This window comes from Clostridioides sp. ES-S-0190-01 (assembly GCF_020658275.1).
Taxonomy (GTDB): Bacteria; Bacillota; Clostridia; order Peptostreptococcales; family Peptostreptococcaceae; genus Clostridioides.
Genome location: NZ_JACVWA010000039.1, coordinates 319,856 through 343,397, shown reverse-complemented (window position 1 = coordinate 343,397; position 23,542 = coordinate 319,856). Strand labels below are relative to the sequence as shown.

Genomic DNA, 23,542 nt, shown 5'->3' with positions numbered 1-23,542 from the left:
GGGATAAAAAACAATGAAAAAAGTTTTACTTTGTCTATTGGGTATTGTGGTTATGACTATAGAAAATAGTATAACAAATTATATAAATATTTTTGGAATAAGCTTTAACTTAGTTCTTATATATGTAACTATAATTTCTCTTTATTTGGATGAATTAGAAGGTGGGATTATAGCAGCTATAATAGGGCTTATTAAGGACATAACCATTGGTGGAATTCTTGGTGTAAATGCATTAGTTTTGTTTGTTATTGCATATGCGATTGGACACATGAGGGATCAACTATATAAAGGTAGCTATATTATTACTTTCGTTTTGGTTTTAATAGGAAGTTTAATTGATTCAATTGTCAATATAGGTACATCTAGTATAATCTATCAAAGCTATAGCATATCAACACTTTTAGTAAAGGGTCTACTAGTAGCACCAATAGTGAATAGTTTAATTGGTTTAATAATATATCGCTTGTCTAAAAGAGCAGTTTTAAAACTTAAAGAAGATTAGTTGGTGATTTCATGGAAGAAAATAAACAAGTTGATAGATTTAAAATAATGAAAATAGTCATAAGCGTGATATTTTTAGCTATTTTAGTAAAAATAGTCTACATGACTACATTTAAATATGAATACTACAATGAGTTAGCTGAAAATAAAACATATAAAAAATTGGCAATAGAGGCTCCAAGGGGAGAAATAAAAGATAGATATGGAAGATTGCTAGCAGGAAATAAAAATTTATTTACTGTTCAAGTTTCAGGTAACGATATTAATAAAAAAGATGCTAATAAGCGTTCAAGAGCAAATGAAATATCATTGAAGCTTATAAATTTACTTGAGAAAAATGGTGAAGAATATGTAGATGAATTTCCTATATATGTAGAAAATGGAAAGTACTATTATACATATGACAGAGAGATTAGAGAATATAAATCAGAAAATGGAATACCAAGTGATTATAATGCTAAAGAGAGTTTTTATTACTTGGTAGATAAACTTATATCAGCAGGAATCTTGTCTCAAGAAGATAAAAGGTTAGATGCAACAAAATTACAAGCAAAACTAAATGAAAATGGATACTATCCTCCTATTTTAGTTAGTAAATGGATGTTTACAGCAGAGAGAGATAAGAGAGATTGGTTGGTCAGTTATAAAATAAAAGAGACTAATTTAAGTGCTGAAAAAGCGTTTGAAAAAGTAAGAAATAGCGATGCATTTAAGATTGATAAAAGTTTAAGTAATGAAGATGCAAGAAAAATAATGGTTGTAAGAGATTTAATAAAATCAAAAGGATATTCTCAATATAATCCAGTAACAATTGCAAAAGATGTAGGAGAAACTACCATTGCACAGATTGAGGAAAGTGCTATGGACCTTGTTGGTGTTTCAGTAGCAGTTGAACCAGTGAGATATTATCCTAATGGAACTTTAGCTTCACATATGTTAGGATATGTAGGAAAAATGCCATCAACTCAAATAGAATCATATCTACAAAAAGGATATAAAACAGGAGATATGGTAGGTCTTGCAGGAGTAGAAAAAAGTAATGAAAGCAAGCTAAGAGGAACTGATGGTTATAAAATGGTTAAAGTTGATGCATTGGGTAGAATCAGTAAAGAAATTGAATCAAAAAAACCTAAATCAGGAGATACTGTATACCTTACATTAGATAAAGATTTACAAGAAGTTTCAGATAATGCATTAAAACAGATAATAGAAGTTGCTTCAAAAGGAGGTACTTTTAAAAGTAAGTTTGGGGATAAGCCAATTAGTGCATATGCAGGAAAGGCACAATCAGCAGCTCTTATAGCTATTGATGTTAAAAATGGAGAGGTTTTAGCTTCATCAAGTTATCCTGACTATGACCCAAATAAATTTGCAAAGGGTATTTCTACAGAAGACTATAAAGCACTACAACCAAAGAATCCAAATGACTTACTAGCAGGAAGTCCACTATTAAACTTAGTTACACAAGGGGAATTCCAGCCAGGTTCTTCATTTAAGATGGTAACCTCAATGGCAGCTTTAGAAAATGGTCTAAATCCAAATTTCACTATAAATGACCCTGGAGTTATTATGCTAGGGAAAAAATCATTTGGGGACTATGTGTGGAACCATGGTAGAGGAAATCATGGTATGACAAATTTATATAAAGCTATACAAGAGTCTTGTAACATATATATGGCAACTATTGGTACAGGTAAGACATGGCCAGATGGAAAAAGTATTGGTATAGATATGAATGCAAATAAGATACTTGAGTATGCAAAACTATTTGGATTAGATGAAAATACTGGGCTTGAAGACGAAGTAGAAGAAAGAGCAGGTAAGGTGCCTAGCACAGAGGATAAATTAAAATCAACACAAGCATTGTTAAAATCAGCTTTAGATAGAGAAATGGCCAATGACTTTGTTGATATAACTAGAGATAAAAATCCTAAAGAATACGAAAAAAGAATCGATGAAATTGTAAGTTGGGCAGCTGAAAAGAAAACTCCTGGTAGAGTAGAAACGATGAATAGATTGAAAAAATTGGATGTTAAAGAAAATAGAGTGGAAGATGTAGCGGATATGGCGGTATTTAGTTACTTTAACTTTGCAAAATGGAGTACTGCTGATACATTCAACTTAGCTATAGGGCAAGGTGAAAATGCCTATACGCCAGCTCAAATATCAAGATACGTAGCTGCTATAGCAAATGGAGGTAATTTAGTAGAATTATCTGTAGTTGATAGAGCTGTTTCAAGTGATTATTCATCAGTAAAAATTAATGACCAAAAGAAAGTGGAAAAAATACCTTTCAAAAATCCAGACAATCTAAAGGAACTAACAAAAGGTATGAAATTGGTTGCTAGACAAGGTACAGCAAAAAGTGCTTTTGCTGATTTCCCAATAGATGTAGCAGCAAAGACTGGTACAGCTGAGAAAAGTGGTAAAATACCTACAGATAATGAATATGAATATTTAAAGAGTCATATGTCATCTTATAATGTTAATCTAAATGATGCAATTAAAATGGCTGATAAGATGAAGGCAGAAAAAGAAAAAGAACTTTCATTAGCTAAAGAAAAAGAAATAAAGAAAAAACTAGAAAATAAAGATTTAAAAGACGAAGAAAGAAAGAAATTAGAAGAAGAATTAGAAGATGGAGTAAAAGTTAAATTAGAGGATACTGATAAAGTGAATTCTTCATATTTAAGAAAAGCTATAAAAGAATTAAATCCAAAAATAACAGATGACCAAATAGATAAGTTTAAAGCAGATTATGGTTCTTTTACATGGACTGTTGCATTTGCACCAGCAGATGACCCAGAAATAGCTGTTGTATGTGTAATTCCTCAAGGTGATTCAAGTGTATTCTCACTTTTACCAACTAGAGAAGTTATTGGAACATATATGGGATTAGAGCCAACTAACGGCAAAAAAGACAACAAGACGGATGATGTTAATAATTCTTCTGACGAAAATATAAATTTCGAGTCACAAATCAATAGATAAGTTAAATCCATTTATAAACTTTAGCTTTATGTAGAAAAAATAAAAGGGTTTAAAGCGCATTTGAAGAATATAAATGATATATCACTCTGGAGGTTGTTATGTCTTTAAGAGAAATTTGTAGTCAAGAACTAGTAGAGTTCAAGGGTAATAAAAGAGGGATAATAGTAAATATAAAAAGAGAAGCTCCATTTGAAGAAATACAAGAAAATATAATAAACAAATTGGAAGCGTATGTTGGTTTTTTTAATGGTGCTAAAATTAGTAAAATTAACAGTGATTATTTAACTGACATGGAGATTCTAGAATTAAAAGAAGGAATTACTTCTAGATTTGATGTGGAATTTGTTGAAGATCAAAAAATTGAAGAAAATAATAATTTTCAAACAAAATATGTCAATACCCTAAGATCTGGCGAAAATATTGAATTTGAAGGTGATGTAGTCATATTAAATGATATGAGACCTGGTTCAAAGGTCATTTCAAAATCAAATACAGTTGTTATGGGAGATATAAATGCTGGCGCTAAGGTTGTAGCAGGAGGAAATGTTTTTGTAATGGGGAAAATAGAAGGTTTTGTGCATGCAGGTTCAGAGGGCAATGAGTTTGCCTATGTTGTTGCTGGAAATCTTAATCCAAAAATATTGCAAATAGCAGATAATATTGCAGAAGCTCCAGATGATGAAGAAAATTATGAAATTGAATCAGAAATTAGCCCAGAAATAGCCTTTGTGAGTAATGGAAGAATTGTAATCGAAAGCTATTTGTCAAAGTTGGACAAATAGAAAGAAAAATAGGGGGTAGTATTATGAGCGAAGTTATAGTTATAACATCCGGTAAAGGTGGAGTTGGAAAAACTACTACCGCAGCAAACTTAGGAACTGCGCTAAGCCTAGAAAATAAAAAAACTGTAGTTGTAGATGCAGATATTGGACTTAGAAATTTAGATGTAGTAATGGGTCTTGAAAATCGAATAGTTTATGACATAGTAGACGTTGTTGAAGGAACTTGTAGGCTTAAGCAAGCTCTAATAAAAGACAAAAGATTTGATAATCTATATTTATTACCAGCAGCACAAACTAGGGATAAAAACGCTGTATCAGTTGAGCAAATGGTTGACCTATGTGAAAAATTAAAAGAATCTTTCGAGTATGTAATAATAGACTGCCCAGCAGGTATTGAACAAGGATTTAAAAATGCAATAGCAGGTGCAGATAGAGCTATTGTGGTTACAAATCCAGAGATATCAGCAGTAAGAGATGCAGATAGAATAATAGGTCTATTAGAAGCAAATGAAATAAAAGAAATAAGATTAGTTATAAATAGAATTAGAAATGATATGGTTAAGCGTGGAGACATGATGGATAAACAAGATATAATAGAAATACTAGCAATAGATTTATTAGGTCTTGTTCCTGATGATGAAAGTATAATTATATCAACGAATAAAGGTGAACCAGCAATACTTGATTCAAAATCTCTTGCTGGTCAAGCATACAAAAATATCGCAAAAAGGATACTAAATGAAGAAGTTCCTCTACTTGAACTTGAAGTTGAAGATGGATTCTTTGGTAGACTAAAAAAAATGTTTAGCATGGCTAAGTAGCAAAGGAGGATACATCTGTGTTAGATTTATTTAGAGTTTTTTCTAACGAAGCTAAAACTAGTAAATCTGTTGCTAAAGAGAGGTTAAAACTAGTTTTAGTTCATGATAGAGTAGATTGTTCACCACAACTTTTAGAGATGATAAAAACAGATATTTTAAAAGTAATAGCCAACTATGCAGAAATAGAAGAAGATGGCCTTGAAATCAAAATGTCTAAATGCAGAGGTGAACATGATGACAAACCTGTATCTGCATTAGTTGCTAATATACCATTAAAGAATATTAAAGATAGATGTATGTAATTAGTGCTTAAAAGGGGGATATCCTTATTGGTATATGCCCCTTTTATTTAATTATATGTTTAAAGATAGAAAGACGGTGATTCTTTGAAAAAAATCAATATTAATTATAAGTCGACAATTAAGTTGATAAAACAGTTAGACTGGAAACTTATAGTTACAGTATTAGCTATCTTTATTTTTGGGCTTGTTATACTTAGTAGTGCAACACATGCTAATTCTACAGGTTCATATAATCAATTAGTTAAGCAAGGACTAGCTTTTGTGCTTGGAATAGGGATGATTATAGTAATACTATTTTTTGATTATAATCTTCTAGGAAGGTACTATAAGGCTCTTTATATAATAAGCCTTGTTTTATTAGCTGTAGTTTTATTACCTGGAATTGGTACTGAAAAAGGCGGTGCGAGGTCTTGGATTAACTTAGGTCCACTTGATTTGCAGACTTCTGAAATAGTAAAATTAACATTTATACTTAGTTATGCAAAGATACTTGAGACAAAGAAGGATAAATTAAATACATTAAAAGAGGTTATACCTGTTGTAGTTTATTCTCTCCCATTCATTGGATTACTACTTGCTCAACCAGACTTAGGAACAGGAATTGTATTTTGTTGTATGGTATTTGCAATGCTGTTTACAGCAGGTCTTAGTTCTAAGCTAATAAAAAGAGGAATAATAATACTCTTGGTATCAATGCCATTGATGTATTTAATGATGGCAGACCATCAAAAAGTAAGAATAGAAGCATTCCTAAATCCAGAAGATGTAACCTTAAAAGGAAACTATCAGGTTATGCAATCTTTGATAGCAATAGGCTCTGGTGGTATGACTGGAAAAGGTCTGTATAATGGAAGTCAAAACCAAGAAGATTTCTTACCAGTACAAGATAGTGACTTTATATTTGCTGTTGTGGGTGAAGAACTTGGTGTAATAGGAATGACAGTGCTTATAATCTTATTTGCAATATTTTTATTACGGATTTTAGCAATTGCAAGGGATGCTAAGGATTTTTATGGGACCCTCATTGTAGTTGGTGTTATGGGTATGTTTGCTTACCAGATAATTCAAAATATTGCTATGACTGTTGCGTTAATTCCAGTAACAGGAGTAACATTACCTTTTGTAAGTTATGGAGGAAGTTCACTATTAACATCTTTAGCCAATCTAGGATTAGTACTAAATGTGTGTATGAGAAGAAAGAAAATAAATTTCTAAGTGTAAGAGTTCTAAACATAAATTGAGGAGATTGAGTATAATGAATATAGCATTAGTAGCACATGACCAAATGAAAAATACCATAGTAGGATTTTGTATAGGTTATGAATCAATTTTAAAAAAATATGGACTATATGCAACTGGAACTACAGGAAAAAGAATAATGGATGAAACTGAATTAAAGATTACTAGATTGGCATCTGGACCTTTAGGTGGAGACCAGCAAATAGGTTCTTTAATCGTAACACAAGAAATAGATTTAGTTATCTTTTTAAGAGACCCACTTACATCTCAACCTCATGAGACAGATATACAAGCTTTGATAAGACTTTGTGATGTGTACCATGTTCCAATAGCTACAAATCTAGCTTCTGCAGAAATATTTATAAAAGCTCTTGATAGGGGAGAACTATCATGGAGAGAAGTTAGGAAGAGCAAAAGTCAACGTGTTTAATAAAAGTAAATAATATATAAAATTAAGAGGTAGCTAAAATAGCTACCTCATTTTAATTTGTTCTATAAGATAAAAACTCTAATGTGAGTTTTTTTATATAATTTAAATGATGGACTATAGATATATGTCATTTAAATAAAAATAACTATTTAACTAATTTTGCAAATTCTGCACCAAACTCCATACATTCTTTTAATGTTTCCTCACTAGGGAAGAATTTTTTCTTAAGAGATTCTACAGGTATTTTGAATGTCATAGCTTTAAGTAAAGTTTCAGCCATAGTTATACCTTCACCACTCCAACCAAATGAACCAAATACTCCTGCTATCTTACCTTGGTTAGCCATTGGGTCTATAACAGAGAATAAATCCCACATAGGTTTAACCATTGTTTTATTTATAGTTGGAGAACCTAATAGTATTACTTTTGATACTACTAATGTATCATGCATTTCTGTTAATGTCATATTTTCTAAATCATATAATTCAGCTTTTGCACCTTCTTTATCAAGTCCCTCTTTTATCTTTTTAGCCATTTCTAAAGTATTGCTATAAGCTGATAAGTAGAATATAGAAACTTGATTTTGATTAGTTGTATTAATAGCTTCTGTAGACCACTCAACATATCTCTTTACAGCAGCCATTGGGTCTTTAGTAAGCATTGGACCATGAGAAGTTAATATAGTATCAAATTCTAAGTTTAGCCCTACAACCTTGTCTACAGCACTCAACACGTGCTTAGCAAATGGCTTAACTATGCAATCATAGTAATGTTTAGCTGATTTTAGATAATCTTCACTGTTTACTACTTCTGAATCAACACTTGCAAAATGACAACCAAATGCGTCACAAGTTAAAAGAGTCTTGTCCTCTTCAATGTAAGTAAACATTGTATCAACCCAATGTAAGAATGGAGCAGTTATAAATTTAAGATTTCTCTTACCGATATTTAAAACTTCACCATCTTTTATTACATGACAATTAAAAGGTCTATTTATTTGACCATCTAAGTATAATTTAGCAGCTTTAGTACAATAAACTTCTATATTAGGATTTAAATCTAATAAGTATTTTAAACTACCAGCATGGTCTGGCTCTGTGTGATGGACTACAACATAGTCAATTTTAGCTATATCAGTAACTTCTGATAAATTACTTAAAAATTCATCCTTAAAATTTGCTTTTACTGTATCAAATAAAACCGTTTTTTCGTCCTTTATTAAGTAAGAATTATAAGTTGTCCCAAACTCTGTTTCCATTATTATGTCGAATACTTTTAAACCTTCATCTACTACGCCAGTAAAGTAGATATCTTTTTTTACTTCGAAAACTTTACTCATTTTTAACCCTCCTAAAAATTATCATTATATAAATAACATACCCCATTTTGAGGTCAGTGAAACAAAAGATGTCATTATAAGTCATCAAAAACATAGTTTTATGTTTATAATATATCATATTTGGTAAAAAATCTGTATTTTAATAAAAATTTAATAGAAAATATTTTTAGATATACTATTTTGTGAATAATATAGATTTTAAATTCAATATTTTAGTTATATTTTTGATAGAAAATATTTTATCGTGTATAATATTACTTATAAATAAGAATAAAAATAAAGAACTTGTTTGGAGGAATTTTAATAAATGAATAAAGTAGACTTGAAAAAAATCTTAAAAAAAGTAGAAAAGCCTGCTAGATATCTTGGGAATGAAATAAATTCAATTCATAAAGATACTAGCAATAGTGAATTGATAAGATATGCACATTGTTTTCCAGACCTGTATGAAGTTGGGATGAGTCACTTAGGAAGTCATATATTATACGATGTAATAAACAAAGATGAAGATGTATTTTGTGAGAGAGTATATTCTCCTGCTGTTGACATGGAAAATATAATGAGAGAAAAAAATATACCATTATTTGCATTAGAGTCAAGAGAGCCTATAACAAACTTTGATTTTGTTACTTTTACACTTCAATATGAACTTTCATACACTAATATCTTAAATATATTAGATTTAGCCAATATACCAATATTAAAAGAAGAAAGAAAATTGGAAGACCCATTTATAATGGTTGGAGGTCCTTGTGCTTATAATTCGGAACCTTTAGCAGATTTTGTAGATATAGTAATATTAGGTGAAGGTGAAGAAGTTAACTTAGAAGTAGTAAATGAGTATAAAGAGTGGAAGAAAAATAAAACAACTAGAGGTGATTTTTTATACAGAATATCAAGTATAGAAGGAGTATACATACCAAGTTTTTATGATGTTAAATACAATGAAGATGGTACAGTTCAAAGTGTAACTCCTAATAGAGAAGGGGTTACTAAGAGTCCTACTAAGAGGATAATAAAAAATGTTGAAACTGTAGATTATCCAGAAAAATTAATAGTACCTTATATAGATACTGTTCATGATAGAATAGTGTTAGAATTGTTTAGAGGCTGTACAAGAGGATGCAGATTTTGTCAAGCTGGTATGATATACAGACCAATAAGAGAAAAGAGTGTTGAAAGACTTAAAGAGATACTTGACAAATTAGTTAAGAATACTGGATATGATGAAATATCATTATCATCACTTAGTACAAGTGACTATAGTAAGTTGTCTGAGCTTACTGATTATTTAGTAGATGAATATGCATCTAATAATATAGGAATTTCACTTCCATCGCTTAGACTAGACAATTTCTCAATGGAGATTGCTGATAAAATACAACAAGTAAGAAAATCTGGACTTACTTTTGCTCCAGAGGCAGGAACTCAGAGACTTAGAGATGTTATAAATAAAGGTGTTACAGAAGAAGACTTAGAAAATGCAACAGAAAGAGCTTTCGAAATGGGATGGAATAGTGTTAAACTATACTTTATGATTGGTTTGCCAACTGAAACTTATGATGATTTGGATGGAATAGCCAAATTAGCTTATAAAGTTATTGATATTTATAGAAAAGTAAATGGAGGTAAGCTAAAAAGAAGTTTTAGTGTTACAGTAAGTACATCCACATTTGTACCAAAACCATTTACACCGTTCCAATGGCATGGTCAAGATACAACAGAGGAAGTAGTTGATAAGCAAAGACATTTAGTCAATAAATTGAGAAATAACAATATAAAATATAACTATCATGATTCAAAGACTAGCTTGATGGAAGCTGTAGTAGCTAGAGGAGATAGAAAGATAGGAAAAGTTATATATGATGCATTTAAATTAGGTGCAAAATTTGATGGCTGGGCAGAACACTTCAGTTTAGATATATGGAAGGAAGCTATGGAAAAAAACAATCTTTCTATAGACTTCTATGCACATAGAAATAGAGGATATGAAGAGGTATTCCCTTGGGACCATATAGATGTAGGCGTAAGTAAAAAATTCTTGATTAGAGAAGATGAAAATGCTAAAAAAGAAAAAATCACTTCTGATTGCAGACATAATTGTAATGGTTGTGGAATAAATATACATGATATAGGAAGGGGGCTTTGTTAATATGAGTAAAATAATTAGAGTCAAATTTAAAAAAGAAGGTGATATGATATATATATCACATCTTGACCTTCAAAGATTATTACAAAGAGCATTTAGGAGAGCTGAAATAAATTTATCACATTCTCAAGGGTTTAACCCTCATCCTAAGATGAGTTATGGTAATGCTTTAGCATTAGGGACAGAAAGCCAAGGCGAGTATGTGGATATTGAGATAGAAGATGATTTATTGGTAGATGAGTTTTTAGATAAAGTGTCAGTTCAGCTTCCAGAGGGGATAGAATTTATTAAAGCAAAGGAAATTGATAGACAGACACCTTCTCTTTCTTCCGTAATAGATTATGGAGAGTATCTGTTTAATATAGATTTAAAAAGGTCTTTGACTAAAGAGTTTGTAAAAAGAAAAGTAATTGACTTTATGAATAATAAAGAGATAATCATAACAAAAAAGAATAAAAAAGGAAAATTGGTTGAAGTTGATATAAGGCCCATGATAAGAACTTTTGATGTTTTAAATTTAGAAGATGAGCATATTACTCTTACTGCTACTATAGCTACAGGTTCAAAAACTAATTTAAATACTAATATACTTATTCCTAAAATGTTAGAGATGTTTGAACTGGATATTGACCCATTAGAAGTTGATATATTGAGAAGAGATTTATATGTATTAGAAGATGGGGAATTAGTGACTCCTATGTAAGTTCGTGAGAGGTGAAGTTGTGAAGAAGATAGTTATTGAGTCCTTAATAGGGTCTCAGAAAACAGCAGTGCTTGAAGATGGAAAGTTAGTAGAACTTTTTGTTGAAGATAACTTAAATAAAAAAACTGTATCCAATATATATCGTGGAATTGTAAAAAAAGTTATACCAGGAATAGAAGCATGTTTTGTAGATATTGGATTTAAGAAACTTGCTTATTTACAGTTAAAAAAAGAAAGTACCATAAAATCTGGGCAAGAGATTTTGGTTCAAGTAAATAAAGAAGAAATTGGTACTAAGGGTGCAAAATTAAATACTGAAATTAGTATATCTGGAAGGTATATTGTCTATATACCTTCCAACGACAGAACTACTATATCAAATAAGATTACTGATGAAAGAGAAAGATTTAGATTAAAAAAAATCACAAAAGCAGTGAATAAAGAAAACTTGGGATTAATAATAAGAACTGAAGCTCAAGGCTGTACTCATGATGAAATAAAAAAAGATATAGAAGAGTTAAAATTAAAGTATGATAATATTTTAAAAGAATATAAACTTGGTATGGGACCAAAGCTATTATATAAGTCCTTAGATTTTGCAACTAAATATGTAAAAGATAATGTAAATGATGAGATTGAGTCTATAATTATCAATAATTATGATAAATATCATGAATTAAAACCTATTTTGAAGCTTATAAATAATGATTATATTGATAAATTATACCTTGAAGAAAATAAAGATGTATTTGATTTATATAGAATAGAATCTCAAATAGAAAAATTATTAAATGAAAAAGTATGGTTAAAGAGTGGTGGTTATTTAATAATAGAAAAAACAGAAGCTCTTACTGTTATAGATGTAAATACAGGTAAGTTTGTTGGAACTGGTAAACTTGATGAGACTGTTTATAAAACAAATATTGAAGCTGCAAAGGAAATTGTGAGACAGCTTAGAATTAGAGATATAGCTGGAATAATAATAATTGATTTTATTGATATGTATAAAAAGAAATATCAAAATGAGGTATTACACATACTAGAGGAAGAGTTTAGTAAAGATAAGAGAAAAGCTGAAGTGTTAGGAATGACAAAACTTGGCTTAGTAGAAGTTGCAAGACGAAGAGAAAAAGAGTCTATTGATAAGTATTATTTAATGGCTTGCCCATGCTGTGATGGAACGAAAACTATAAAATCTATACATCATATAGTGGATAGTGTCGAAAAAGAAATTATGAGAATAAGTGAGCATACAGTTTATAAAAACGTAATAATAGAATTCAATGATTTTGTTTTTAAACAAATAAAAGAAGATTATATGGATATAATTGATAAAATTGGTGAAAAATATAATATGAAAATTTCTTTAAACGCAAACTGCGCATTAAAACACAACAAAACAAATGTTATTTTTGATAAAATAGTTGACAATAAAATGTAAATATTTTATAATTAATAATTGTAATGCCGCACAGTAAAGGTCTAAATCTTCTAATGAAGTACCTTGTACTGGCGAGTTTGAGACCGAGGAGGTGTATTTAATGTACGCTATAGTAAAGACTGGTGGAAAGCAATATAAAGTTTCTGAAGGTGATGTATTATTCGTTGAAAAGTTAGAAGCTAACGCAGGTGATGTTGTTACTTTAAACGAAGTATTAGCTTGCTCTAAAGATGGAGAATTAAAATTAGGTTCTCCAGTAGTAGAAGGAGCATCTGTTCAAGCAAAAGTTGTTGAACAAGGTAAAGCTAAGAAAGTTATAGTTTTCAAGTATAAAGCAAAAAAAGATTACAGAAGAAAACAAGGACATCGTCAATCATATACTAAGATAGTTGTAGAGAAAATCAACGCTTAATTATTGGACTAGTTATGATAAAGGTTAAATATTATTATAATGATGATTTCTTGTTGCAAGGTTTTTGTTTAAAGGGACATGCTGATTTTGCTGAAATAGGCTATGATATAGTCTGTTCTGCAGTTACGTCTAATGCTATTGCAGTTATAAACTCTTTAGACAAGTTACAAAAGATTGAATTTGAAAAGGTAGTAGGAGAAGAAGGGCATATAGAATGTATAGTTAAAGATGCATATCTAAAAGATGCACAGTTATTACTAAATCACTTTCAATTAGCGGTTGAAGAAATTAAACGGGAATACCCAAAAAATATAAAAATTTTAAAAAAGTAGGGGGTGACTCCATATGTTAAACATGAATTTACAATTATTAGCATCTAAAAAAGGGGTAGGTTCTTCTAAAAATGGTAGAGATTCTATATCTAAAAGATTAGGTGTTAAGAGATTCGATGGGCAATTAGTAACTGCTGGAAGTATAATAGTTAGACAAAGAGGAACTAAAATACATCCAGGAACTAATGTTGGAAAAGGTAGCGATGATACTTTATTTGCATTAGTTGATGGTACTGTTAAATTCGAAAGAAAAGACAAGAAGAGAAAAAAAGTTAGTATATATCCAGTAGCAATAGCTGAGTAATATACATAAAAGGAGTGTTGATGCACTCCTTTTTCTTATAATACTGATGAATTTATAATAGTATTTTTGGTAAAGCTAATTAAAAGTTTTTAATTAAGTAGGTGAAGAATTTGTTTATAGATAAAGCGAGAATATTTGTAAAAGCTGGAAATGGTGGAAATGGTTCGGTAGCATTTAGAAAAGAAAAATATGTTCCAGCTGGTGGGCCAGATGGTGGAGATGGTGGTCGTGGAGCGAGCATCATATTTGAAGTTGATTTAGGTCTTAGAACATTAATGGACTTTAAATACCAGAAAAAATATCAAGCTCAACACGGTGGCGACGGTAGCAAAGGTAAAAGGGCTGGTAAAAATGGAGAAAGCTTAATATTAAAAGTACCAGCAGGTACAGTAATAAGAGATGAAGCTACAGGTCTTGTACTAGCAGATTTAAAGAAAGAAGGAGATACAGCAGTAGTTGCAAAAGGTGGTATAGGTGGTAAAGGTAATCAACACTTTGCAAATGCAGTAAGACAAGCTCCAGCTTTTGCAAAGTCTGGTACAGATGGAGAAGAAAGATGGATAACTCTTGAACTTAAAATGATAGCAGATGTAGGTCTTTTAGGATTTCCAAATGTAGGTAAGTCAACATTTTTATCAGTTGTAACCAAAGCTAAGCCCAAAATTGCAAACTATCATTTTACAACATTGACACCAAATTTAGGTGTTGTTCAAACTAAGTTTGGAGATAGTTTTGTACTTGCTGATATACCTGGAATTATAGAGGGTGCTTCTGAAGGTATAGGATTAGGTCATGAATTCTTAAGACATGTTGAGAGAACTAAGGTATTGATACATATTGTAGATATATCTGGACTGGAAGGTAGAGACCCAATTGAGGATTTTGACAAAATAAATGATGAACTTAAATTATATAATGAGAAGCTTTCAACAAGACCTCAGGTTGTAGTTGCAAATAAATTTGATATATTGGAAGATGAAAGCCAATTTGAAAAATTTAAGGACGAATTAGAAGGTAGAGGATATACAGTATTTAAGATGTCTGCAGCAACTCGTCAAGGAATAGATGATGTAATTGCCTACGTTTCTAAAATGTTAAAAGAAGTAGAAGATGTGGAATTAGTTTCAGAAGAAGAAATGTATAGACCAGAACTTGATATTGGAACAGAAGAAGGATTGAACATAGATGTTGAAGATGGTGTATATGTAGTTACAGGTAAGGCACTTAGAAGAATAATGTATTCTGTAAATTTTGATGATATGGAATCACTTCAATATTTCCAAAAAGCTATGGAAAGTCAAGGTGTATTTGATAGGCTTAGAGAGATGAGAATTGAAGATGGGGATGTAGTTAGAATTTACGAATTGGAATTTGAATTTTACAATTAATTTTGATATAGAATTATAGAGGTGATAATATGTTAAAAGGAAAGCAAAGAGCATATTTAAGATCTTTAGCAAATACTTTAAAGCCTACTACACAAATTGGTAAGGAAGGCGTTACAGAAAGCTTTTTAGAGCAATTAGAGGATATGCTAAGAGTTAGAGAACTAGTAAAGGTTACTATACTAGAAAATGCAGGTCTTGATGCTAAAGAAACTGCTAATGCAGTATGTGAAGCTTTAAGAGCAGAGTTTGTTCAAGCTATTGGTTTTAAGTTTACTATTTACAAGAGAAATATTGATGAGCCCAAGATACTTTTTCCAGGTCATGAACAGGCAAAAGCTAAGGTAAAAAATAACAATGTTACAAAAAAAGGTAAACCAACTAAAAGAGCAGTTAGATAATTAATTAGATTATTTTAGAAGAAATAAGTTAAAAAATATAGTGACAATTGGGAAAAATTGTATTATACTATTAACAATAAATTTAAATTAGCAATCTTATCAAGAGAGGCAGAGGGACTGGCCCTATGAAGCCCGGCAACCAGTATATTTTAATATACATTGGTGCTAAATCCTGCAGCAATTACGCTGAAAGATGAGTATAAACCCGTCATATGGCTTGAGTTTATACTCAAGCTTTTTTAATTGGCATATTTATATATATAAATAAATTAATATAATCAAAAGTGATGGGGGTATGTAACAGTGAAGATAGGAATACTAGGGTATGGAACAGTAGGAAGTGGATTAATAGATTTAATAGAGAATAATACTTTAAAAAGAGAAATAGAAATAGCTGGAATTTTAGTTAAAAATAAAGAGAAACATAAATCAAAGAGATATTTTGATAAGGTAACAACAGATATAGAAGATATATTTAACAAAGATGTTGATATATTAGTTGAAGTAATTGGAGGACTAAATCCAGCTCTTGATTATGTAACAAGAGCTCTAAATAAAAAAATACATGTAGTAACAGCAAATAAAGATTTATTAGCTGAAAGAGGTAGTGACCTTATAGAGCTGGCTAACTTAAATGATGTTAGCATTAAATTTGAAGCATCAGTAGCAGGTGGTATTCCAGTTTTAAAGCCATTAATAGAATCATTAGAAGGTAATAATATAAAAAGTATAAATGCTATTTTAAATGGAACATGCAACTTTATATTATCAAAGATGTATGATGAAAATTTACCATATGATGTAGCTTTAAAACAAGCACAAGAACTAGGATTTGCAGAAGTTAATCCAGATGCAGATGTATTAGGATATGATAGTGCTAGAAAACTATCTATATTATCTACTTTATCTTATGGGAAAATAGTGTATTGGAAAGATTTGTTATTAGAAGGAATAACTTCAATAGATGAAAAGGATATAGAATATGCTAAGAAATTAAATTGTAAGATAAAATTAGTTGCTAGAAGTAAATATGAATTGGGAGAAGTAAGTGGATTTGTTAGACCTGCATTGGTGGATAATGATAATATGCTGTCTAAAATAGATAATGAGTTTAATGTAGTAATTATAGTGGGAGATTCTGTAGGAGAACTTTCTTTTGTAGGTAAGGGTGCTGGAAGAGGTGCAACAGGAAGTGCTGTTTATGCTGATATCATAGATATAATAGATAATAGGAGTTCAAATATAAAGTCTTTTTCAAAAGGTAAATTGGATTTGAGTGGGCTTATAGAAGATGAATGTAGTGCAGTAGTTAGATTTAGTGAATATAATAAAGATGGAATTTTAAAATGTTTAGATAAATATGTAGATAGCTATAATATTATAGATGAAGAAGAATTTGCTATTTTTATAAATGCAAAATCAGAACATGAAATTGATAGGTTCTTAGAAGATGTAAAGAGAAATGAATATAGTAAGTCAGTTAAAAAACTATTAAAAGTAGATTAAAATATCTATGTAATGACTGTAAAAATTTAAAGGTGAAGAAAAACAAAAAGTTTATTTTGTTTTTCTTCACCTTTTTAACAGCTGGTGACTTAATAAGATAATAGAAAAATAGATAGATTATAACATTTTACTTATTCAATAAAAAAATTTTCACTCGCCTCGTTAATAGCTTGCTGAGTTACCCTTATATATCGCTGTGTAGTGGCTACAGAGCTATGGTTTAAGAGTTCCTTAACTAATTCTAAGTTATTGTTACTCTTTTCAAATTGAGTAGTAGCATAGAGCTTTCTAAAGCTATGTGTGCTTATGTTATACAAATTTAAGTATTTACAAATTATTCTCAATTGTTTCTGGATAGCTTTTGTCTTTATATTTACTAAGTAGTCATCTGATTTAAGATTATACTTTCTTGCATGTTCATTTATAGATTCAATTATATTTTTGTTAACAGGTCTATACTGTAGTTTACCTGTCTTTTTTTCATTTATTTCCAACATATTACCTTTAAAATTACCTATTTTTAATCTTAAAATATCTGATATTCTTAGACCTAAATTAGCTTCTAACATTAGTGCTAATGCAACCTTAGGATTCTTTCTAAATCTTTTTTCAACGCCATTTTCACTATAAATAAAGCCCGTATGTAGTAGTTCCATTATCTTTTTATATTCGTCTATTTCTATAGGTCTTGTTGCCATTTTCAACCACTCCTCTTAGTTTGATTTGATAAGTTTAGGTCGGTATTTATTATATAATATAAATGAAATATTATATATTGGAAAAATATACCAATTACTTTATATAAGTGTGCTATATGTGATTAAGGAGAATTTTTGAAAAATATTGTTATAAAAAATTATCAAAATTGTGATGAAATAACTATGCTGATAAAGTAATTAAAAAGGTTATTAAGATTATGACAAATATAATTAGAAAATGGAAGCATTTAGTTAATTTTTATACATTTTATTTTTTTCGAAATAAGTTTTTTATAAAAAAAGTATTTTTATATCTAATTAATTTTCCACTTGTAGATAAATTTCTCATGTGTTTTTTAGCAACAAATAAAGCTGAAATTAAGTAGATTATTATTACAATTTGAAGAATAGTGTCATAATAGCTAAGATAATAGAACCAAATTAAGTTATTATATATAACATTATATGTATCAGCAAAGCTAGAAACTAATACAGTAGAGTTTGCAATAGGATAAAGTATAAAAATAAATAAACCTGCTAAAAGTCCATGTGCAAACTTACTTAATATGTATAATTTTAAGTCTATATCTGTTTTTGATAAAAATGTACAACATTGAGCTAGTATGGACAATCCGCTAAATCCTATCAGAAAACTAGCCAAAGATGCTCTTAGGATTTCTGGGGCACTTGTTATACTAGATACCTTATTACAACCAATTGTGATTTCAAATAGACCGCTTACAAATGCTTGACAGAGCTCCTTATTGACACCTAAAAGTGAAAGTGGTAAATATATAACTGATGCTATTAAAGAGATTACATTAAATAGTGATAGTATTTTAAATACTACCGAAAAAACAATTACAAATCCACCAACTGTAAGTAATGTATTTACTCCATTAAAGACAGCATTTCCAAATAGAACAAAAAAACCATTACCACTAGAACTTCTAATATTAATTATGTTTTTTATGTTTGTTTTTAAATCTAATTTTGTCTTTGGAAGATTTTCATTTCCATAATTTCTGAAAAAAAGACCAACCAATATAGTTCCCAAGTAATGGCATAAAATCATCAAGTAACCTAAATTTGAATTTTGAAACATACCTGTACCAACTGAGCCTATTATAAATAAAGGTCCTGATGTAGAACAAAAAGATACCAGTCTTTGAGCTTCATGCTTAGAAATCTGTTTATTGCTTCTAAATTCAGAAGCTAGACTTGCTCCCACTGGATAACCAGATACTGCTGATATTGCAAAAGCTAAAGCACTTTTTCCTGATACATTAAACACAAGTCTAGTTATGGGATTAATAATAAACCCTATAATATCTACTATTTTTAAATCAACAATTAGGTTTGCACCAATTATAAAAGGGAGTAGCGATGGGACTAGAACATTAGACCATATGGAAAAACCCTCTCTTGCAGATTTTATAGCTTCATTTGGGTATAAGATAATGCCTAAAACTAGAACCCCAACTATGATAGCTGGAGCGAAAAAACCAATAATTTTATTTTTTTTCATAATATCACCTGTAAATTTGAGTTATAAGATATTATATTAAAAGTAACAAAAATATATGAATGTAATGGCTTAAGATATATAATAGATATATATTATAACAACGACTACTACATGGGAGGAAAAAATGTTTAATAGTATAGCTAGTAAAAAAGTTTATGAACAAGTAATTGAGCAAATTCAATATAAAATATTAAATGGAGAGTTAAAAAAGGGTGATAAACTACTATCTGAAAGAGAATTATCTGAACAAATGAATGTAAGTAGAACCTCTATTAGAGAAGCTATCAGGGTTTTAGAAACTATGGGTGTGATAGAAAGTAGACAAGGTGAGGGTAATTTTATATGCACAAATATAGAAAAAACTTTAATAGAACCTTTATCTATGATTTTTAAACTGAATAATGGTACACTTGAAGACATACTAGAGCTTAGAATAATTTTAGAAATTGAGATTGCAAAACTTGCTTCAAAGAGAATAACTTCTTCTGAATCTATAGAATTAAAAAGTATAATAGATGAAATGAGAATAGAAACCAATAAAAAAGATAATAATCAAATTTTGGTTTTATTAGATCAAAAATTTCACAGCAAATTGGCTACAATAAGTAAAAATTATTTAATTCAAAGTCTTTTTATAACAGCCTCAAAATTGTTTGATGGATTTATAGAGGATGCAAGAGAGAAGATAATTGCAGAACCTTTAAATGAAACTATCTTGCTTAAGCAACATGAAGCTATATATAAGGCAGTTATAGAAAACAATACTGAACTTGCACATGAAAAAGCGAAAGAGCATATGAGATTTATAAGTAAAAACTACAGAAAAAATGAAAATTAAAAGTTTGTTATAAAATAAATTATTCTTGCAAATAGAAGATAATGGTACTATTATATAAATGTAAAACTGGTATGACCACATACCAATTTTATAGTTTATTATAATGGGAGATTAAAGATGGTAAAGTTAAAAGTACCTTATTCAAAGCAAGGAATGATTTTAGAAATACCTAACAAACGTTTTCTTGGTGTCTTGGAATCAAAATCGGATAATTATGTAGAACATAAGACACAAGAAGAAATAGTTGAAGAATCTATGAATAATCCAATAGGCTCTTTATCATTGGAAGAGTTAGTTAAAGGAAAAAAGAATGTAGTCATAATTACAAGTGACCATACAAGACCTGTTCCAAGTAAAGTAACTATGCCAATTCTTTTAAGAAGAATTAGGAAAGCTAATCCTAAAATTGATGTGAAAATTATAATAGCAACTGGTTTTCATAGGCCAAGTACAAGAGAAGAATTAGTTTATAAGATGGGAGAAGAAATTGTAGATAATGAAGAAATAATCATGCATATATCTACTGATGATGAAGCTATGTGCAAGGTGGGTGTATTACCTTCAGGTGGGGATTTATATATAAATAAACTTGCATATGATGCAGAACTTTTAATCGCAGAAGGTTTTATAGAACCACACTTTTTTGCAGGTTTCTCAGGAGGAAGAAAAAGTGTACTTCCAGGAATAGCCTCTGCAAAGACTATAATGTATAACCATTGTAGTGATTTTATAGATAGTGACAATTCGAGAACTGGAAAATTAAAAAATAATCCTATTCATGAAGATATGGTATATGCAGCTAAGGTTGCCAAACTAGCATTTATATTGAATGTTGTAATAGATAAAGAGAAAAAAGTAATAGCATCATTTGCTGGTGATGTCGAAAAAGCACATACCCGAGGTTGTGAATTTGTAACAGAACTCTCAAAAGTAAATTCCATAAAGTCTGATATTGTAGTGAGTACAAATGGTGGATACCCATTAGACCAAAATATTTATCAAGCAGTTAAGGGTATGACAGCAGCAGAGGCTACCTGTAAAGAAGGTGGAGTAATAATAATGATTGCAGCATGTAATGATGGTCATGGAGGTCAATCCTTTTATGAAAATGTAGCAAATGCAGATTCTCCAAAAAAACTTTTAGAAAAAATTAGAAGTGTTGACAGATGTGATACAATTCCAGACCAATGGGAATTTCAAATATTAGCAAGAATACTATCTAAGTATACTGTAATAATGGTAACAGATAAGTGTAGTCCTGAAATGATAAATAAAATGCATATGAAACATGCATTTTATTTTAAGGATGCTTTAGAGATGGCTACTAATATAGTCGGTGAAGATAGTAAAGTTACAGTTATACCTGATGGAGTATCAGTGATAGTTAAATAAAAAAGGGGTGTAGTTTATGGAAATTTTGACATGTATTAAACAAGTACCTGGAACAACCACAGTAGAGGTTGATGAATCCACAGGTGTATTGAAAAGAGATGGAGTAGATTCAAAAATGAATCCTTATGATTTATATGCTTTAGAAACAGCACTTAGAATAAAAAACGACATAAAAGCTAATTTAAAAGTACTTACTATGGGTCCTCCGCAAGCAAAGAAGGTAATAGAAGAGAGTTTTATGATGGGGGCAGATGAAGGAGCTTTAATAAGCGATAGAAGATTTGGAGGGGCAGATGTCTTGGCAACTTCTTACACTATATCGCAAGGTATTAAAAAAATGGGTAGAGTAGACTTAATAATTTGTGGAAAACAAACTACTGATGGTGATACAGCGCAGGTTGGACCTGAAGTAGCCGAGTTTTTAGATATACCTCATGTAACTAATGTTACAAAATTAATTGAAATCAAAGAGAAAAGCATAGTTGTTGAAATAGATATGCCAAATGATTTACAAGTATGTGAAATTGAGTATCCTTGTTTGATAACAGTAGAAAAAGATATTTTTCAACCAAGATTGCCTTCATTTAAGTTAAAGTTAGAAACTAAAGAAAGAAAAATACCTGTGTACAGTTTAGATGATTTTGAAGATAAGGACGAAGATAATTATGGATTAAATGGTTCCCCTACTCAAGTTGTAAGAATATTTCCTCCTAAGCCAAATACAGATAAAAATATTATGAGAGGAAATCCAGAAGAGTTAAGTTCTGTGCTTATAAATAAATTAGAGGAATTAAAATTAGTCTAAGGGGGAAGAAGAAATGTCAAAAATAGTTGTAAATCAAGATAAAATAACTGATTTAAAAAGAGTACTAGAAATTTGTCCTTTTGGTGCTATAGAAGAAAAATCAGGTAAGGTAGAAATAAGTGCTGGCTGTAAGATGTGCAAATTGTGTGTCAAAAGTGGACCCAAAGGTGCATTTGAATTTATAGAAAGTAATAAAGCAAAAATAAATAAGGATGAATGGAAGGGAGTGGCAGTATATGTAGAACATCATAATGGAAATATACATCCTGTAACATATGAACTTATAGGAAAAGCTCGCAAAATGGCATCAAAAATAAAGCAACCTGTATATTGTGTATTTGTAGGAAAAGATATAAAAGATAAATGTAAGAATCTTATCTCCTATGGTATTGATGAAGTATTTGTATACGATGAAGATGAATTTAAAGAATTTAGGATAGAACCATATGCAAAGGCAATAGAAAACTTTATAAATAAAATAAAACCAACAATAATGTTGGTTGGTGGAACTACATTAGGTAGGTCATTAGCTCCAAGGCTTGCTGCTAGATTTAAAACAGGGCTTACAGCAGATTGTACAATACTTGATGTGCAATCAAACACTGATTTAGACCAGATAAGACCAGCATTTGGTGGAAATATAATGGCTCACATAAATACACCCAATAATAGACCTCAATTTGCCACTGTAAGATATAAAATATTTTCAGCTCCAGAAAAGGTAGAAAATGCTACAGGGAAAATAACTTTATGTGAAATAGAAAAAAAAGAATTAAAATCTAAGATTAAAGTACTAAGTGTAAAAGAAAAAAATAAAGAAGTTGGTCTTGAAGAAGCAGAAGTAATAGTAGTTGCAAGTAGAGCAATAAAGAAACAGGAAGATATGGATATGATATATAAATTAGCTGACAAGTTAAATGCTCAAGTAGCAGGAACAAGACCAATTATAGAAGCAGGTTGGATAGATGCTAAAAAACAAATAGGTCTTAGTGGTAGAACTGTAAAGCCTAAATTAATAATAACTTGTGGTGTATCTGGAGCTGTTCAATTTGTTGCAGGAATGCAAGGAGCTGATTATATAGTAGCTATAAATAAAGATGATAAGGCATCTATACTTGATGTAGCACACTTAGCTTTAATAGGAGATATTTATGATATTATTCCTAAATTGATAAAAAAAATAGAAAATAATAAAAATGATAAGCAAATATATGTGGCATCAGCAGCTGAATAGGGGGATAGA

The 23,542-nt window shown here is 30.0% G+C and carries 23 protein-coding genes and 1 riboswitch; of the genes, 20 read left to right on the top strand and 3 right to left on the bottom strand.

The genetic code is table 11. From position 1 onward, the window contains the following. Positions 1-13: 13 nt before the first annotated feature. From mreD to IC214_RS15510, 7 genes are all read left to right on the top strand, one after another. Entirely contained in the window at positions 14-502 is a 489-nt protein-coding gene (gene mreD / locus IC214_RS15540) for a rod shape-determining protein MreD (protein WP_227434076.1), read from the top strand. A gap of 11 nt (positions 503-513) precedes the next feature. Continuing rightward, complete coding sequence (locus tag IC214_RS15535; RefSeq protein ID WP_227866796.1) at positions 514-3,492, top strand: penicillin-binding transpeptidase domain-containing protein; 2,979 nt, start codon at positions 514-516, stop codon at positions 3,490-3,492. Between the two features lie 98 nt (positions 3,493-3,590). Beyond that, positions 3,591-4,274: a septum site-determining protein MinC gene (gene minC, locus IC214_RS15530; RefSeq protein WP_227434078.1), complete on the top strand. Its 684-nt coding sequence runs from the start codon at positions 3,591-3,593 to the stop codon at positions 4,272-4,274. Between the two features lie 23 nt (positions 4,275-4,297). Then, positions 4,298-5,095, top strand: coding sequence for a septum site-determining protein MinD (gene minD, locus IC214_RS15525; RefSeq protein WP_227434079.1), 798 nt, complete (start codon positions 4,298-4,300; stop codon positions 5,093-5,095). Positions 5,096-5,112: 17 nt separating this feature from the next. Continuing rightward, complete coding sequence (gene minE / locus IC214_RS15520; RefSeq protein WP_054273171.1) at positions 5,113-5,397, top strand: cell division topological specificity factor MinE; 285 nt, start codon at positions 5,113-5,115, stop codon at positions 5,395-5,397. 84 nt (positions 5,398-5,481) lie between these two features. After that, positions 5,482-6,612, top strand: coding sequence for a rod shape-determining protein RodA (gene rodA, locus IC214_RS15515; RefSeq protein WP_227434080.1), 1,131 nt, complete (start codon positions 5,482-5,484; stop codon positions 6,610-6,612). 40 nt (positions 6,613-6,652) lie between these two features. Continuing rightward, positions 6,653-7,066, top strand: a complete 414-nt coding sequence (locus IC214_RS15510) for a methylglyoxal synthase (protein ID WP_227434081.1) — start codon at positions 6,653-6,655, stop codon at positions 7,064-7,066. Positions 7,067-7,211: 145 nt separating this feature from the next. Here the strand turns inward: IC214_RS15510 and IC214_RS15505 are convergent, their stop codons facing one another. Next, the gene (locus IC214_RS15505) at positions 7,212-8,405 is read right to left on the bottom strand and encodes an FprA family A-type flavoprotein (RefSeq protein WP_227866795.1); all 1,194 of its coding nucleotides are present in this window, start codon (positions 8,403-8,405) and stop codon (positions 7,212-7,214) included. 307 nt (positions 8,406-8,712) lie between these two features. On the opposite strand from IC214_RS15505, the gene IC214_RS15500 reads away from it, so the two are divergent. From IC214_RS15500 to IC214_RS15460, 9 genes are all read left to right on the top strand, one after another. Further along, positions 8,713-10,557 (top strand): TIGR03960 family B12-binding radical SAM protein, encoded by a 1,845-nt coding sequence (locus tag IC214_RS15500; protein ID WP_227482186.1) that lies wholly within the window; start codon positions 8,713-8,715, stop codon positions 10,555-10,557. A 1-nt stretch (position 10,558) separates the two neighbouring features. Further along, positions 10,559-11,257 carry a TIGR03936 family radical SAM-associated protein gene (locus tag IC214_RS15495; RefSeq protein ID WP_227482187.1) on the top strand — a complete coding sequence of 233 codons (699 nt, stop codon included), beginning with the start codon at positions 10,559-10,561 and terminating at the stop codon, positions 11,255-11,257. A gap of 19 nt (positions 11,258-11,276) precedes the next feature. Further along, positions 11,277-12,698, top strand: coding sequence for an Rne/Rng family ribonuclease (locus IC214_RS15490; protein WP_227482188.1), 1,422 nt, complete (start codon positions 11,277-11,279; stop codon positions 12,696-12,698). Between the two features lie 100 nt (positions 12,699-12,798). Next, positions 12,799-13,110 (top strand): 50S ribosomal protein L21, encoded by a 312-nt coding sequence (gene rplU / locus IC214_RS15485; protein WP_003419082.1) that lies wholly within the window; start codon positions 12,799-12,801, stop codon positions 13,108-13,110. A gap of 14 nt (positions 13,111-13,124) precedes the next feature. Next, complete coding sequence (locus IC214_RS15480) at positions 13,125-13,442, top strand: ribosomal-processing cysteine protease Prp (protein ID WP_227434086.1); 318 nt, start codon at positions 13,125-13,127, stop codon at positions 13,440-13,442. 13 nt (positions 13,443-13,455) lie between these two features. Beyond that, complete coding sequence (rpmA, locus tag IC214_RS15475; RefSeq protein WP_003419086.1) at positions 13,456-13,746, top strand: 50S ribosomal protein L27; 291 nt, start codon at positions 13,456-13,458, stop codon at positions 13,744-13,746. 110 nt (positions 13,747-13,856) lie between these two features. Next, complete coding sequence (obgE, locus tag IC214_RS15470) at positions 13,857-15,134, top strand: GTPase ObgE (protein WP_227866807.1); 1,278 nt, start codon at positions 13,857-13,859, stop codon at positions 15,132-15,134. A gap of 29 nt (positions 15,135-15,163) precedes the next feature. After that, positions 15,164-15,532 (top strand): YhbY family RNA-binding protein, encoded by a 369-nt coding sequence (locus IC214_RS15465; RefSeq protein WP_227434088.1) that lies wholly within the window; start codon positions 15,164-15,166, stop codon positions 15,530-15,532. Between the two features lie 93 nt (positions 15,533-15,625). Beyond that, positions 15,626-15,732, top strand: a riboswitch (SAM riboswitch). Positions 15,733-15,835: 103 nt separating this feature from the next. After that, on the top strand, positions 15,836-17,038 hold the full coding sequence (locus IC214_RS15460) for a homoserine dehydrogenase (protein WP_227434089.1): 1,203 nt from the start codon (positions 15,836-15,838) through the stop codon (positions 17,036-17,038). A gap of 131 nt (positions 17,039-17,169) precedes the next feature. On the opposite strand, the gene IC214_RS15455 is transcribed toward IC214_RS15460, so the two are convergent. Further along, positions 17,170-17,736: a tyrosine-type recombinase/integrase gene (locus tag IC214_RS15455; protein ID WP_227434090.1), complete on the bottom strand. Its 567-nt coding sequence runs from the start codon at positions 17,734-17,736 to the stop codon at positions 17,170-17,172. A 268-nt stretch (positions 17,737-18,004) separates the two neighbouring features. Next, a complete protein-coding gene (locus IC214_RS15450; RefSeq protein WP_227434091.1) occupies positions 18,005-19,264 on the bottom strand; it encodes a sporulation integral membrane protein YlbJ in 1,260 nt (419 codons plus the stop codon). Positions 19,265-19,388: 124 nt separating this feature from the next. On the opposite strand from IC214_RS15450, the gene IC214_RS15445 reads away from it, so the two are divergent. The 4 genes from IC214_RS15445 to IC214_RS15430 all read left to right on the top strand — a co-directional run bounded on the left by IC214_RS15445 (position 19,389) and on the right by IC214_RS15430 (position 23,533). Next, positions 19,389-20,102 carry a FadR/GntR family transcriptional regulator gene (locus IC214_RS15445; protein WP_227482189.1) on the top strand — a complete coding sequence of 238 codons (714 nt, stop codon included), beginning with the start codon at positions 19,389-19,391 and terminating at the stop codon, positions 20,100-20,102. Positions 20,103-20,219: 117 nt separating this feature from the next. Further along, the gene (larA, locus tag IC214_RS15440; RefSeq protein ID WP_227866794.1) at positions 20,220-21,494 is read left to right on the top strand and encodes a nickel-dependent lactate racemase; all 1,275 of its coding nucleotides are present in this window, start codon (positions 20,220-20,222) and stop codon (positions 21,492-21,494) included. A 16-nt stretch (positions 21,495-21,510) separates the two neighbouring features. Next, positions 21,511-22,299: an electron transfer flavoprotein subunit beta/FixA family protein gene (locus IC214_RS15435; protein ID WP_227434094.1), complete on the top strand. Its 789-nt coding sequence runs from the start codon at positions 21,511-21,513 to the stop codon at positions 22,297-22,299. Between the two features lie 13 nt (positions 22,300-22,312). Next, positions 22,313-23,533, top strand: a complete 1,221-nt coding sequence (locus tag IC214_RS15430; RefSeq protein ID WP_227866793.1) for an FAD-binding protein — start codon at positions 22,313-22,315, stop codon at positions 23,531-23,533. Positions 23,534-23,542: the final 9 nt, after the last annotated feature.